The 15,326-nt window shown below is 50.2% G+C and carries 9 protein-coding genes; 6 read left to right on the forward strand and 3 right to left on the reverse strand.

The features are described from left to right. Positions 1-149: 149 nt before the first annotated feature. Together EYB31_RS37875 and EYB31_RS37880 are read left to right on the forward strand one after the other, a co-directional pair. Complete coding sequence (locus tag EYB31_RS37875) at positions 150-7,055, forward strand: polysaccharide lyase family 8 super-sandwich domain-containing protein (RefSeq protein ID WP_131018806.1); 6,906 nt, start codon at positions 150-152, stop codon at positions 7,053-7,055. Between the two features lie 202 nt (positions 7,056-7,257). Then, positions 7,258-7,476 carry a hypothetical protein gene (locus EYB31_RS37880; protein WP_131018820.1) on the forward strand — a complete coding sequence of 73 codons (219 nt, stop codon included), beginning with the start codon at positions 7,258-7,260 and terminating at the stop codon, positions 7,474-7,476. A 60-nt stretch (positions 7,477-7,536) separates the two neighbouring features. On the opposite strand, the gene EYB31_RS37885 is transcribed toward EYB31_RS37880, so the two are convergent. After that, on the reverse strand, positions 7,537-8,169 hold the full coding sequence (locus EYB31_RS37885; RefSeq protein WP_165452821.1) for a response regulator transcription factor: 633 nt from the start codon (positions 8,167-8,169) through the stop codon (positions 7,537-7,539). Next, on the reverse strand, positions 8,162-9,334 hold the full coding sequence (locus EYB31_RS37890) for a sensor histidine kinase (RefSeq protein WP_131018808.1): 1,173 nt from the start codon (positions 9,332-9,334) through the stop codon (positions 8,162-8,164). The genes EYB31_RS37885 and EYB31_RS37890 overlap by 8 nt, the downstream gene beginning before the upstream one ends. Before the next feature lie 233 nt (positions 9,335-9,567). On the opposite strand from EYB31_RS37890, the gene EYB31_RS37895 reads away from it, so the two are divergent. From EYB31_RS37895 to EYB31_RS37910, 4 genes are all read left to right on the forward strand, one after another. After that, complete coding sequence (locus EYB31_RS37895; RefSeq protein WP_131018809.1) at positions 9,568-10,791, forward strand: OmpL47-type beta-barrel domain-containing protein; 1,224 nt, start codon at positions 9,568-9,570, stop codon at positions 10,789-10,791. A gap of 35 nt (positions 10,792-10,826) precedes the next feature. Further along, positions 10,827-12,071, forward strand: a complete 1,245-nt coding sequence (locus tag EYB31_RS37900) for a galactose-binding domain-containing protein (RefSeq protein ID WP_131018810.1) — start codon at positions 10,827-10,829, stop codon at positions 12,069-12,071. Between the two features lie 233 nt (positions 12,072-12,304). Then, positions 12,305-12,997, forward strand: coding sequence for a DUF7002 family protein (locus EYB31_RS37905; RefSeq protein WP_131018811.1), 693 nt, complete (start codon positions 12,305-12,307; stop codon positions 12,995-12,997). Positions 12,998-13,240: 243 nt separating this feature from the next. Then, positions 13,241-13,432, forward strand: coding sequence for a hypothetical protein (locus tag EYB31_RS37910; RefSeq protein WP_131018812.1), 192 nt, complete (start codon positions 13,241-13,243; stop codon positions 13,430-13,432). Positions 13,433-13,525: 93 nt separating this feature from the next. Here the strand turns inward: EYB31_RS37910 and EYB31_RS37915 are convergent, their stop codons facing one another. Continuing rightward, positions 13,526-14,644 carry a serine hydrolase domain-containing protein gene (locus EYB31_RS37915; protein WP_131018813.1) on the reverse strand — a complete coding sequence of 373 codons (1,119 nt, stop codon included), beginning with the start codon at positions 14,642-14,644 and terminating at the stop codon, positions 13,526-13,528. Positions 14,645-15,326: the final 682 nt, after the last annotated feature.

Below are 15,326 nucleotides of genomic sequence, written 5' to 3' on the forward strand. Positions count from 1 at the left end.
GTCCTGCCTCTTGAGGACCTTATCATGCTTTTTTCTAAAAAAACTACCAAAATATATGCAATTACTCATGTTCACATTTGTTATGAAAACCCTTACAATATGTTCGAGCCTATGCAAATACGGAAAATGATCAAGAGGAGGGAATTAAAGTGAAGGAACAATTACAAAAAACCTTAAGCATCTCTTTGATCGTTGCCATCCTGTTGTCGATGCTGACACCGGCGGTAGTAGCTGCAGATACGGGCAGCAGCGGCAGCGATGATGCGTTTGATGTGCTGAGGGGGAGATGGTTTTATCAGATTACCGGAGGAAAAGATTATAACGTCAACGACCCGGATGTGCAATTCTACATTGAAAATGTCGTCAATGCCAAAGCAGATGATGTATTAAACGGTTTTGTCGACGCCAATATGCAAGGCGGTGTGGATACACGTGCTTATGTATGGGCGGATTTGCCGATGGTGGCCAGTTCGAAAACCGACAATACGGCTTCAAGCCAAGTTACGTTAACGTACGACCGCTTGAAAACGCTAGCATTGGCTTATCAGACCAAAGGCGGCAAATATTATCAGGATCAGACGCTGAAGACGAAAATTATTCAGGCCATGAACTGGATGTATTACGATGGGCGCAGATATAGTGAAAATCCGTATTTGGGCACGCTGAGCTCGCCATCCAGCTCAACCTTGCCTTACGGCAACTGGTACGATTGGGAAATCGGAACTCCGCTGCGATATTTGGACACGATTATATTGATGTACGATGAGTTGACGTCCCAGCAGCTGACGGATTTTATGAAGCCGCTTGACCGCTTCTCGCCGAACGTCGGAAGTTATACCGGCGCTAACCGCGTGTGGAAAGCAAGCATCGTAGCCGAATCGGGCATCATTCAGAAACAAGACTCGAAGCTGGTGCATGCCAAGGACGCTCTGAAAGAAGCGTTTACCTTTGTCGCGACAAGCGACGGTTTTTATCAAGACGGCTCTTTTGTGCAGCATTCTTATTTTCCTTATACCGGAGGGTACGGAAAAGCGCTTCTTGTGACTGTAGCTCCGCTGATGACCGTATTAAGCGGTTCGGCGTGGGAAATTAAATACAGCACCGCCGAAGGAGAGCTGGAGAAAAACTTTTACAATATGCTTTTTGAGGCGTACGAACCTCTCATCTATAACGGCGTGATGATGGATATGTCGCGAAACAGGGAAATTTCCCGGGCCGGCGGCCAGGACCATATTGCAGGCAGACAAATTATCCGCGCATTAATCACGATGGCGGGAATTCTTCCGGGTGACCAGCGGGAGCGCTGCCTGAGCATGGTTAAATATTTTCTGGAAAACGATACCGAGAAGCAAATATACAACGATCCGGTAGGCGAAGGTTTTCTGGAGTATTATGTATCGTTATCGCAAATATTGGACGCCAAATCGATCTTGGCCAATCCCGCGATTCCATCCAGGGGCGAGCTGATCAAGCATAAACGGTATTCGTCGATGGATCGGGTGGTGCACCTCCGGCCGGGTTTTGCTTTTGGGCTTGCGATGTTTTCCGACCGCATCCGCACCTACGAGGTGGTAAACAACGAAGGGACGAACATGTGGCATACGGCGGACGGGATGACCTACTTATACAATGCGGACAAAAAACGCTACAGCGACGATTTCTGGGGAACCGTTGATCATAACCGGCTGCCCGGGACGACAGTGGAACAAAAATCGAAGGCAAGCAGCTACAGATCCAATACGGCGAACCCGTATAATTGGGTCGGCGGCACTGACATTTCCGGTTTGTACGGCGCCTCCGGCATGCAGATGAACAATGACGTCGACAGCAAAAAATCGTGGTTTATGTTCGACGACGAGATTGTTGCCCTAGGTTCGGGAATTAAATCGACCTCCGGCAACCCCGTCGAAACGATTATTGAAAATACCAAGCTGAAAAACGACGCGACCAACCGGATTACGATCAATGGCACGGACATTGCTTTTGATGCCGACGCGATCATTCCGCCGGCTCCGGTGACTACGGTGTATCAGGCGATTACGGTATCCGCGCCGACGTCAGGCAAAAACAAACTGGTGCGAAGAAAATTTACGGAGCAGTCCAGCGGTACGCTGGTCGTCGAGATGGACGCATATTTGCCGGCCAAAGACAATTTCTTGGGCGTGAAAATATTAAAGGAAAAAACAACACCGGACACTTTCGACACCGCGATTTATTTGGATTTGCGAAATATGACATGGGCTTACCGGCTGGCCAACGGGAACGACGGCATGGCCGACGATGCCATCGTAAGCGAGAACACATGGAATCACATCAAGATGGAAGTGAATCTCGATCAGAAAAAAAACGTCTATTATATTAACGGCAAAAAAATAAAAAATGCCAAAGATCACGTATCCAGCGCAGCCGTAGATCTGGAAAATGTGCCGTTTCCGACGGCGACGTTAGGTTCGGTCGATACGCTTGAAATTACGGCGCCCAAGGGCAACGCCGGTACAATCTGGGTCGACAATATCCGGATGTATAAAGACACCGATCCAAACACGGATATTTACAACGAAAATTTTAACGCCATTACTCCGCTGCCGGCGAATCCGGCTTCGAGCGGTTGGACGGTCAGCGGCGACGATACGGCGGGTTATGCCAAAATCGATAATTTGTCCGTAACGGGGCCGGGAGCGCCGAAGACTGAAGCGTTCACCAAAGTGCATGACAACGTGCGGTGGATCAACGTGGAAGGCAACGTGGCGGGTGCGGATGTCGGGTATTATTTCCCGGAAGCCGCTTCGATTACAGGCAAGCGGGAGCAAAGAACGCAGTCTTGGCTGTTGATGAATACGTACGAGAAATTCCAGGATTCCGTGCCAAGAACGAAAAATTTCGCTACCTTCTGGTTTGATCACGGCAGAAGTCCGACGGACGCCGGTTATCAATATGTGCTGCTGCCCGGCAAAAATGCGGCGCAAACGGAAAGCTACAGCCAACATCCGGACATTGCCGTTGTCGAAAAAAGCGCGGCCGCGCATGCGGTGCAGGAGAACAAGCTGGGAATTTTCGCCGCGAACTTCTGGAACGACGGGATTTATAAGTCTGGGAAGGTGACCGTCAACAAGAAAGCTTCGGTGATGGTAAAAGAAGACGCCCGGGAAATCGAGCTGTCAGTGTCCGACCCGACACAAAAAAATACGGGCACCATCGAGGTGGAAGTCGATACGGTCGCAGGGAATTATATCGAAAAGGATGCGGGCATTACGATTCTGCAAACATCTCCGACGTTGAAAATTCAGGCAAACGTCAAAGACAAAGCAGGGCGTTCGCTGCGGATCAAGCTGAGCCGCCCGGAAATTTTCGACGACTTTGAAGCGGGCAGCGCAGGCGATCAGCCGGAAGGCTGGAATGTGCAGAACGCATCCGCCGTTGTGGAAGCCGGAGCGTCCGGCAAAAGCTTGAATATCCAAAGCGCAGCCGGCGGTTATGCCTATAAAACATTCCCCGCCAAATCGGAAGGGCTTTCGCTTGAATTGGACGTCAAGGCCGCCGACTATGCGAATGTGGCGGTAGGCAATGAAACGGCCCAAGCGGCAAGTGTTGTGTTCAACAACGGGTATGTGTATGTCGGGGGTCAACAAAAGGCCGCGTATACGCCGCAAAATGTTCATAAGCTGAAACTGGATATGAACATCTTGGCGGGGACGTTCAGCGTTTATATGGACGGAACGAATATCGGCAATGATGTGCCTTTTGCAAACCGCTTATCGGCAGTAAACCGTCTTACCGTGTCTTCCAATGCCGGCGGAGCGGTATACATCGATAATGTAATAGGGGTAGCGACAGATAAAACGCCGCCATCCGTTCCTGCGAATTTGACCTACACAAATGCAGGCAGCGATTATATCGGCCTTAAATGGGATGCCGCCTCCGATGCGAGCGGGGTTAAGGGCTACAATGTGTATGTAAACGGCGCGCAGACGCCGATCCCGGTAACCGCAGCTACGTACAAGCTTGCCGGTCTTAGCTCGAACACGGCTTATTCCGTACGTGTCGCTGCTGTAGACAATGCGGACAATACGTCGGAGAAAAGCAGCGAGCTAGTCGTTGGCACAACAATGCCACCTACGGGCAGGTTCATTTCGTTTGACGATATGCCGGTAGGCGGCAGCAGCAATATTACAGGGTTTACATTTAACGATGCCGGCGGCTATTCGGAAATTGTCGCGTTAGGGGCAAATCGTGCCCTGAAGGTAACATCGAACAATCAAACGGTGGGAGCAAGCGCGCTCACGCCGATCGGAGATGTGAGCGGTGAGCTGGTCTTCCGCTTTAAAGGGATGTGGGATGCGATTGTGAAGTACTCCAACATCAACATTTCCGGCAAAAACAGCGATGGCCAGTTAAAACAGGTCGTTACGGTGATGGTCGGCAATAACAACGATCTGATTTATAAGAGCTCCAGCAATACGGATCAAAGTTTTATGGCGTTACCGGTCAATCAATGGCTGGACTTCGCAGTGACGATCAATACGGCGACATCGACGTTCTCCATTAGTGTGGATGGAGTGGAGAAAGTCAAAGATGCGCAATTCCGGAATCCCGCCGTCAGCATGTCGGAGTTTTCGGTGTCCGCTCCTACATCGGGTGTGGGCAGCATTTATGCCGATGATATTTTTATACCTGACGGCGTCGTTCCAGCGGTCAGTGTTGACCGTCTTACGGTCAGCCAGCCGGCTTTGACGATCGGAGTAGGCCAGCAGACAACGTTAAACGCAGCTATTTATCCGGTCAACGCGACGAACCGCAAAGTTTCGTGGACAAGCGACAATCCGTCTGTAGCCGCAGTCGTATACGGCGTAGACAACGGTTTGCCATACGCAGCGGTCACGGCTTTGAAAGTCGGAACGGCCAACATTACGGTAACATCGGAAAATGGCGGCAAAACGGCCGTCAGTCTGGTTATGGTTACGGAAACGCCGCCGCCGCGTTACGATTTAACACTTTACGCTAACCCGGCTGAAGGCGGGATTGTAACGGGAGGAGGCTCCTATATTGCGGGGCAGCCGGTCACCATTGGAGCCCAAGCAAACCGCGGGTACGTTTTTGTAAATTGGAGTATCGACGGATCCACCGTTACCGGAGCAACCTACAGCTATGTGATGCCGGCGCGGGCTGCCAGCATAACGGCGAATTTTAGAGCTGACGAACCGGTTGTCAGCGTCAGCGGAGTGGAGTTGACTCCTTCCGAAGTACAGTTAACGGCAGGTCAGCAGCAGAAATTGACGGCGGCCGTTTATCCGGTCAATGCGACCAACCGCAATGTCGTTTGGGCCATTGATAATCCGGCGGTAGCCTCTATTGTCGAAGAAACTGAAAATGGCGTCCCTTATGTTATGGTTACCGCCTTAAGCAAGGGCACCGCCCGTATTACGGTGAGTACCGAGGATGGCAACAAAACCGCGGTCAGCCTGATTACGGTTACGGATAGGCAGCCGCAGAAATATGAGCTTTCCGTCATTGCAAATCCGACGGAGGGAGGAACCGTGTCGGGTGAAGGATCTTATGCGGCCGGCGAAGTGGTAACACTCAGCGCTAAGCCGAACTTCGGTTATTTGTTCACCGGTTGGACCATCGGCGGCATAGAGATAACGGAAGCAGACTACAATTACGTGATGCCGGAGGATTATACCGTCGTAACGGCCAACTTTAGACGATATCTGTACGGCAGCGGCAGCTCGCCGAGTGGCAGTACGACTGCAAATGAGCAAACGGGCAATACCGGCAGTACGCAGGAAAACCCAGCGGAAGGCAGCACCGTTTCAGCCGGTACGAACGTTCAAGTTGCCCAAATTGAAACAAGATCCGAGAACGGAGCGACGACCGCTTATGCAACCGTCGACGATGCGCAGATTGCGAAAGCTTTGGAAAATAAACCGGCAGGAGAAACACGTATCGCGATTAAAGCCGATGAACAAGCTGGAGCCATTGTTGCATTGATCAGCGGTAAATCGGCCAATGAACTGGCGCGCCGGGAGGCCGTGCTGGAAATCGCGCAAGCGGATATCATTTATGTGCTTCCGATGAACGCGATTGATCTGTCGGACGTCGCATCCCGTGTCGGAGCGCAATCGATCGAGCAGGTGCAGTTTGAAATTAGGGTGCAGAACGCTGACACCCAAACCGCGGCTTTCGTAAAAACAAGCACGGATGCCGCAGGCGTACAATTGGTGCTGTCTCCGGTCCAATTCGAAATTACAGCGAAAGGCAATAACAATGAAGTTGAAGTCAGCTCATTCAGCCGTTTTGTTGAAAGACTCGTCAAGCTGCCTCAAGGTGTATCCGAATCGGACATTACAACAGTCGCTCTTGTACATGCGGACGGCAGTCTGACTCATGTGCCAACCGCTATAGTGACTGTGAACGGCGAGAGATATATCAAAATCAACAGCTTAAGCAACAGCACTTATGCGTTTATCCATAATGCATTGACGTTCCGGGATACCGCCGGCCATTGGGCGCAGCAGGATATTGAAGATATGGCATCCAAACTTGTCGTTGGCGGGATAGGGGAGTCCGTCTTTGCACCGGACCAATCGATTACGAGAGCAGAATTTGCGGCTATTGTGACACGGGCGCTTGGTATTGAAAAACGCGGCGCAAGCCAAAATGTTTTCGCCGACGTAACCAAAGATGCCTGGTATTACGACGCCGTATCGACCGCTTATACATTCGGACTTGTCGCCGGGGACGGAGGCCGGTACAGAGCGGCGGATTCCATTACCCGCGAGGAAGCGTTCACGATTTTGTCCCGCGCGGCCCAATATATGGACAGTCTGAGCTCGGCGGCTTCCGCCGATAACGGCAAAATCGAAAAAACGCTGCAATCGTTTGCCGACGGCAGCCGCGTGTCCGATTGGGCGAAAGCTTCCATGGCAACCTGCGTGGAGTTGGGCATTGCGCAAGGCGACGGCACCATGCTTCATCCCGGCGAGAACATCACTCGCGCGGAAACTACCGCCATTGTCAAAAGACTCTTGCAAAAAGCCGGTTTGATCGGCAAGTAAATCGTTCGGCCAACCAGATCATTCCGGTTGGCCGAATGTTTGCGGGGCAAAAGCGGTATATTCAGCGGCGCAGACATGCGCTCAACTGCTAATGTCAAGATACAACCGGCTTAAGCGAACAGCTGGAATTGGGCTCAACAATTAACGGTATGGGCATATGCTGAAGTGTAATGACAAACGGAAAGGATGAAACACTTTGGCAATGACGTATCCCCATTATCCGCATACGGGCCACCATCACCTGATGCAAGAAACGTTAGCCGCCGTTGAGCCTTGGGTTCGGCATGGCATGTGGGAAGCTCAAAAATTTGGCACCGAGCATGCGCTGAGAGAAGCTGCGGCCATTACTTATCTGATCGGCAGAGGATACCCGCCGCAACAGGCTCACCAAATTGTCGAGTCATGGTGGCATCACCACTAAAACACCCGTAATTGCTTAAGGACCGCCATGGGCGGTCCTTTTTGTCGCAGCTTAGTATATTCAAAGCTCTTTACCGTGCAAATAAGCGATGGCTTCGGAACGGCTGGTTACACTCAGCTTTTTGTAAATCGAACTTAAGTAATTTTTTACGGTGCCTGTAGTCAGAAACAATTCGTCGGCAATCGCTTGATTGGATTTTCCTTGCATTAAGCTGCCGGCAATTTTGCGTTCCTGCAAAGACAAATCGTTCATTTTTTCGTTTTCGTCCGGGTGGTGAAGTAATTGGGCAAGCCGTTGTTGAATGCTGGCAGGGAAGTTGATTCTGCCGTCGAGGCAATCTTGGATAATGGAGAGCATCTTTGCCGTTTCGATCCCTTTCACCAAATAACCGCTGGCTCCATGGCGCATCGCTTCCCATACGTATTCGGTGTCTTCAAACGTGGTCAAAATCAGTATTTTGATCTCGGGAAATTCCCGTTTGATCCGCTCGGCTGCCTGCAATCCGTCGAGCTTCGGCATATGGATATCCATCAGCACAAGGTCGGGACGCTGCAGCTGCACCTGTTCTATTGTAGCTAATCCGTCGCCGGTTTTGCCTACTACGATGTAATTGTCTTCCATGTCCAAAATAGCTGCAATGCCGTCGCGTATCAAGGGCTGGTCGTCGGCTACGATAATGGTTGCTTTAGACAATGGACTCACTCCGTTCTTCTATATCGGGCTGGACAGGAATAGCGATTTCCAACACGAACCCGTCTCTAGCCGCCCCGCTGGAAACCGACAGCGTTCCTCCAACACCCTCGACTCTTTCTTTCATGGCGTTTAAGCCAAATCCGTACATAATCTGCGCCGGCGGTTTGCCGTTATCCGTTAAGCGAAATTTGATGCGCTCGGCTTCGCGGGTCAACGAAAAATGAAAAACAGTGCTGGCGCCGTGGCGTATGCCGTTCGTCAAGCCTTCCTGCAAGGCCCGGAACAGCGTGATTTCCACCATGGGCGAAACGTTGGGCAGTGCCTTGTCGATGATGTATTCAATGGCCACACCGGTTTGTTTTTTTGTTTCCTCGATGAGCTCCAGCAGCTCCGGGATCAACTGCTGACCGGGATGATTTTCACTCAGCAGGTGTACGGAAGTGCGGACATCGTCCAAGCCGGTAAGGATGTTCTCCCTTGTTCTTTCGATCATCTCTACGGCAAGGGAAAGGCGGTTTTTCTCAATGGCCTGCGCCGCTGTCTGCAGCCCCGCTAATGCGGACGTCAGCGTATGTCCGACCGAATCGTGAATATCGCGGGATATGCGCGCCCGTTCCTGCAATTTGGCTTTGCGCTCCAGCTCGATGGAGGCGATTCGCAGCTGCTCATTATCCCTCGCCAGCTGATTTCTTTGCTGGAACGCAATTTTGGCCAGCAGGCTGCCTCCGAACATCGCTAAATATTCGATGAACCGCGGAAAAATATAATAGATTTGCTCAAAAGGCGGGAAATCACGGTAAATCCAGAGACTAAACACACAACTGATGTAGGTGAGTATCGTAAATGCGAGGGAATATTTTCGCGAGTGATAAAATGTAAATTCACCGATCAGGATTAATATAAACACCTGCGCGAAAAAGTCTTCCGACAAGATCAATATGGCAAAGGCCGCAATCAGCTGCAAGCCAAGAAACAAAGTGCCGGCCAGCCGCTGCAAATCGAGCCTGATGACAAAATTGCGTATGACAACCATGGCGACATATAGACCGACCAGCCAAAAGAGCTCAATTGAAAATTGGCTCGTATGAAGCAATAACAAGCCCGCCGCAATGATCACGGAGAGCGTGCAATAAAACGCTATTTTTTGCTGAAAATTGGCATCCATTTCAGTCCTCGCATGGAATGATATAGAAAACTCTCTTTCATTTTAGCACAAACATGACTTTAGTCATATGCAATCGGAAAATAATGCTAAAATAATGCGAAATATAGAGAAGATTTTGGCCAATCGGGTGAACTTCTTCATCTATAAATAGGCCGATAGGTTCACATATAATTAGAGGTAACAACAGGGTGCTGAGAGATCATAGAATACTATTCATAAGACGGGGGTTCGATATGAATAAAATAAGCTTGTGGCCTATGATCGGATCGTTGTTACTGGTGTTCCTCGCAGCTTGCTTTATTAGCGACAAAGCGGCGGCTGAACCGCAGACGCTGACGATAAGCGGGGCGACAGGCAGCCCGGGAGCAACGGATCCTTATACGGAGTTCTCATTGGACAACGGGCAAACCTGGAGTCCGGCTTATCTGTACGGCGAGCATCCATGGGGGGTTATACCCGGGACGAACAGTTGGATCAACTGCGGTCCCAGCGGTACCGACTACTGCATCGGACAGTCAGTCCTTTACCGTGTCCAATTTAACGTACCGGCTCCGTTTACGAACCCGCAGATTGCTTTTGAAGTGAAGGCGGACAACTATGCGGACATATGGCTAAACGGCACCTCGGCCGGCCATATTGAATCTTCGGGTGTAATTAGCGGCGATGCAACCGTCAATAACGCGGTGTACGCCGGGGTGAATGAAGCGCGAATACTGCTTACCGACAGCGGCGGCTGGGTTGGCCTAAACTTTAAAATCACCGTACAAGTCGATGCGCCGTTTCCCCCGACTTTAGCGGATACGATACCTCCGACGACAACGGACGACGCGCCGGCCAATTGGGTGAACCATAATGTGGATGTGCGGCTGACAGCGGCCGATAATACAAACGGCTCCGTAGTTGCCGCTACCTATTACAAAGTTAATAACGGAGCGATTCAGAATGGACAAATTGTTAGCTTGTCAGCAGAAGGCATTCATACGGTGAACTACTGGAGCGTCGACCATGCAGGCAATGTGGAAACGACACGTACGGCAACGGTGAAAATTGACAAGACGGCTCCGGTGACAACAGACAATGCTCCGGCGCATTGGGTAAATAATGCGGTAACTGTCACTTTGCAAGTGTATGATACGGGGGCTGGCGCTGCCGCCACGTATTACGTTCTGGATGGCGGTGCGCAGCAAACGGGAACTGCGATTGAGCTATCCACGGAAGGTGTACATACAATCGATTATTGGACCGTCGACCAAGCGGGAAATGCAGAGACTCCGCATCGCAAAAGCGTTATCGTGAAGTTTATCCCGATGAACAATGGGGAATTTCGTATCGACGATATAGTAAAACTGCTCGATCAAGGCACAGTGCAGCAGAAGGATATGAACTTCGATGGCATATTTGATGTCCGCGATCTTGAAATCATGTTAATTGGAGTCACCCCTGTTGTCATACGATAAATCAATCATTCGGAGGGATTATGATTTCAAGACAAATGGCATTCAAATTAGGTGCACTGGCGACAAGTGCCGCCGTTATATTGTTGATGATGATGCTAATCTCCAGTCCATCCGAGTCTTACGCGCAGAATGCGACGAATCTGGCTTTAAACCCGGCAGGAACGGGATATCCGCAAGTATCCGCATCTTACACTTGCGGTTGCGATAACGTATGGAGCATCGTTAACGGGATTCAATCCTATACGGAAAACCCGCGCGACCGCTGGACTAACTATGGCTCCCCTAATACGTCGGATACGATTGACATTCAATTTGGCGCGGCGGCATCGTTTAACCAAGTCAAGCTGTATATCTACGATGATCATGGCGGTGTACAGCCTCCGGCAAGTTATGAGGTCCAATATTGGAATGGCAACGCTTGGACCGGTGTAACGAACCCAATAAAAAATCCGGCTATTCCGGCAGCCTATCTCAATACGGTCAACTTCGATACGGTGTTTTCCAGCAAGCTGCGGATCGTTATAACGAACAGCAGCCAGGCATACAGCGGGCTGGTGGAACTGGAGGTGTTTTTGGGCGATACAGCTGCGGATAACAATGCGGCATCGGCGGTGATGACGGCAATCGGACAACTGCCGGAGCGGGCTGCGGTTACATTGGCGGACAAACCGGCTATCGCCGCGGCGCGCACGGCTTACGAACAACTTACGGCTTATCAAAAAAACCTCGTCACAAACTTGGGTAAGCTGACGGAGGCGGAGGCGGCCATATCGGAGTGGGAGTTATACATCATTCCGGGAGGAAAAGATCCGGGTGTCCTATCGGCATTTAGCGATGCAGCGGGTTACTCGGCAACAGTCACGTTATCTTCGGTATTAAATGCAACCTATGGCGTGCAAGCAGGCAAATTCATGGCCGCGGGCAGCGGAGCAACGGCCACCAGTGCAGTTTACGCCGTGTACGCCGCGATCGATTCCAACCTGCAAACGATAAAAGTCACGTTTCCCGCACCGGTATTTCTGAACGATGATGACGTTACATTAAGCTTCCAAGGCGGCGCCATGATGACCGCTAATAACGAACCGGTGAATGGCGTACGACAGCTTCCGGTCATTCCTTTTGGCAAACTCGATTTGTCGCACGATGGCCGCATTGGTATAGAAGATATCGTGCTCATGTTAGGGAATCCTGTATTCCGGCTTGACCTGAACCGGGACGGAACCTTTGACCGGGATGATGTGCTAATTTTTATGAGGCAGATTTCGCCGTATTCCCGTTAATGTTTACAACTGCAAATAGCAGTGAAAACTGAGATTTTGGCACAATGTTTTTTCTTCTCGCTCAAATGGGCCGCATGCCGGCATTTACCCGCGCTTTCAATGAGAGCTGCGGGTTCTTTTTATGCGTAGAAGTGTATGAACAAACAGACCACTGGTATATACGCGGCGATGGGATTGAAAAAAGCATTTTTTGGAAACCTAATTCTGGCACTAACTTTGGAAGGAGCGTCCTTATGAAAGAGCATATTGCAGCGGAAATCACCAAAACAAAGGGCAGAAAATCGCTTTACCATTTTACCCGGGTTCAAAATCTTCAGGCAATGGCTCATTTCGATGCGCTGTTTTCAAGCAATGCCATCAACCCCGGTCATGCCGGGGAACGCCGTTTGCAAGCAACGGTAGTCGATTATCAACAATATGCGATGACGATCAACTCGCACCTGAGAATAGCGGACTCAATGATCGACGCCGGAACAACTCAGGAGCAATTCCGGGCATGCTTGGATGGCCATGTGTTTTTTTGGCCGACTTTAAGGGAGTGCCTGAAGATGCTGGACACCTATACGCGGAGGGAACCCGAAGGGAAGTTTGCCGTACTGGAATTCGAGGCTTACCCGCTCATAGCGGGCCATTACTCGGCCGTTAAATTATCGAAATACGACTCCGGCAGTTCTCCGCGTTTTCCCGTGCATTGCAGCTATAGGAAAAGCCCGGCTATGTTTTTGCCTCTGAGTCAATTCAAGAGTGTAACGAATCATCTGGTGCCTGTAAAAACATCGGAAATCAAAGAGATTTTGTTCGAGGATCGCGTTATGGATGTTTCTGAATTTTTGAAAGCGGTCTATGCGGATTACCGCGAAAATATGCCTGAAAGATGGAGGGCATTGGTGAAACCTTTGATGATGTTGCATGAAGATAAGAGGTAGGAAGTAAAGGATAGGGGATAAGGGATAAGGAATAAAGATGAGGAGGAGATACGTAATGGGGATCTGCGCTTCAAAGGAGGACAAAGTCAAAATGGTAATTCATAAATTACAATTGACAATGAGAATCATTATCATTATCATTATCATTATCATTAAAATAACGATAGTACTAATATCAGCCATTGGAGTGGCCAGCATATACAATTAGCCATTCTTCGGCATTAACTTAAAGGAGGACCCGTCATGGGACTTATGTATAACATATATCGTATGCTGCAGGATCGGAGCGAATCGTCAGAGGCAACGGCGGTTTGGCATGAAGAGGTAAAAGGGGAAGAACCGAGTTCGCTAATCGAACTGCTGAATAAACCCGTCAGTAAGAAGCTGCCGCCGGACCCAAGCGCTGAGTCTACATATCGTTATACGAGCGGTTAAAGATTGCAAGTCTGTGGAAGCCGCCCTATATAAAGTAAAAGGCCCGACAGTTCACGATGTCGGGCCTTTCCTTTTAAGGCATAAAAAGATGATTTAGCACGACTTAAGTTTTTCTCGGATCAGATCGGTTACAAGCCGATCCGGGGAGCGCTTGCCCCGTCCCACCTTCATACGGTTACACAGTACCGCCACAGCAAGGCAATTTGTTGGATCGGCATATCCAATCATGCCCCCTAAACCGGCATAACCAAAAGCCATCGGGTTGCCGCCCATTACATCGCCGGCTTGGCTAAGGTTATATCCAAGTCCCAATCTAATGGGAGCAAGTGCAACTTCGTCGATGCCTTCGAAATGGAGTGACATCGCCTCCGCTATGGTAGCTGGCTCAAGCAGACGTTTACCATTCACGCCCTCGCCAATCAGCGAGGCATACATATACGCTAACGCCTGCGCCGTAGCGACGATATTCACAGCGGGTACGGCCGCTGCATGGAACCAAGGCGAATTCCATTCCGGATTTGCAACCGGGACCAGGGCAGGAGGCAGCACTCGCTTGAAAAGCATGTCGTCCGGCATGGAAGCAATCGGTACGGCGTCACCGCTAATCTCGGCGATACGGGATTCTACTTCCGAGGAAGCGCCTAAATACAAACTTTTTTCGATGCCTAAAGGCTTGCATATTTCGTCATGAACAATTTGAGATAAGGTCCGACCGTCAGCCCGAGATGCGGTTTCTCCCAAAATCCAGCCGAAGGTGAGACCATGGTAACCTGACTTGCTGCCGGGCTCCCAGATTGGCTCCAGCTTCTCCATCTCACAGACCATCGTTCGCCAGTCTGTGATAAGCCGCATATCCGCGTACGTGGGCATCAAGGGAACTCCTGAAGTATGGGTAAGCACCTGACGGAGAGTAATCTTTTCCTTTCCGTTTGCTCCGAACTCGGGCCAGTAATGAGAGATCCGCTCATCATAAGCCAGCTTGCCCTGTTGGACGAGAATATGAATGGCAGTCGAAATAATGCCTTTGGAGCAAGATTGCACAACGAATAAAGTATCTGGGGTCACGGAGTGTCGTCCTGCGGCATCAGCACTGCCTGAAAAAGCATTCAGAACCGGCTCTCCGTGCCAGTAGGCTGCTGCTTGGAACCCTGCGCCGATATCGTCTTTCGCGAGTTCAACTAACAATTGTTGGACATGAATTTGCAGATCCATGAGATGTTGACGTTTGAATGGATTAGTCAATGCACTCAACTCCCTTATTTTAAAATTAAACAATAAGGTGCAAAGCCCATCCTTTGAAACGTCTTGCAGGCGGACAGGGTTACTGATCGTCCGCCCATACAAAGGTCCGCCCTAAGAATAGGCTTTGTATGAGCCGCGTGGCATACTGGCAAAATGATTCGCCATCAAAATCGACCACCTTTCACTGCAAATTTTAGCAGAGAGTAATCGATGCTTCAATATTAATCCACGCACTTGAATGGGGTGCGACGCTGTCTCTACAACGAATTCGAACTCCTTACCGAGATTTCAATCCACGCATCCGCATGGGATGCGACGTGCGCGGTGTTGTGTCTAAAATGCGCGTTGATCGTCTATTTCAATCCACCCACCCGCATGGGATGCGACATCGAAGGCAATAAACATTTTGATGATTGGGACAATTTCAATCCACGCACCCGCATGGGATGCGACCGATTGCCGAGATACAAGCGGGCGTACCTTTGGTAATTTCAATCCACGCACCCGCATGGGATGCGACCGTACCCCCCTCTGTCAAAATAGTTGTCGTACCCACTGTATGAATGTATAGTGAGGAAAACGAGAACGAGGTGGACACCCATGAATCCTGTAAGCAGGGAATTAAAGGCGAGCATTGTACAGCGGATGATGC

Source organism: Paenibacillus thalictri (assembly GCF_004307995.1).
GTDB lineage: Bacteria > Bacillota > Bacilli > Paenibacillales > NBRC-103111 > Paenibacillus_AF > Paenibacillus_AF thalictri.

What these genes read in the sequence shown, in the direction of transcription:
- EYB31_RS37880 (WP_131018820.1), top strand. Translation starts at nt 7,258, where the DNA reads ATGACGTATCCCCATTATCCGCATACGGGCCACCATCACCTGATGCAA.
- EYB31_RS37890 (WP_131018808.1), bottom strand. Translation starts at nt 9,334, where the DNA reads ATGGATGCCAATTTTCAGCAAAAAATAGCGTTTTATTGCACGCTCTCC.
- EYB31_RS37895 (WP_131018809.1), top strand. Translation starts at nt 9,568, where the DNA reads ATGAATAAAATAAGCTTGTGGCCTATGATCGGATCGTTGTTACTGGTG.
- EYB31_RS37900 (WP_131018810.1), top strand. Translation starts at nt 10,827, where the DNA reads ATGGCATTCAAATTAGGTGCACTGGCGACAAGTGCCGCCGTTATATTG.
- EYB31_RS37905 (WP_131018811.1), top strand. Translation starts at nt 12,305, where the DNA reads ATGAAAGAGCATATTGCAGCGGAAATCACCAAAACAAAGGGCAGAAAA.
- EYB31_RS37910 (WP_131018812.1), top strand. Translation starts at nt 13,241, where the DNA reads ATGGGACTTATGTATAACATATATCGTATGCTGCAGGATCGGAGCGAA.
- EYB31_RS37915 (WP_131018813.1), bottom strand. Translation starts at nt 14,644, where the DNA reads ATGGATCTGCAAATTCATGTCCAACAATTGTTAGTTGAACTCGCGAAA.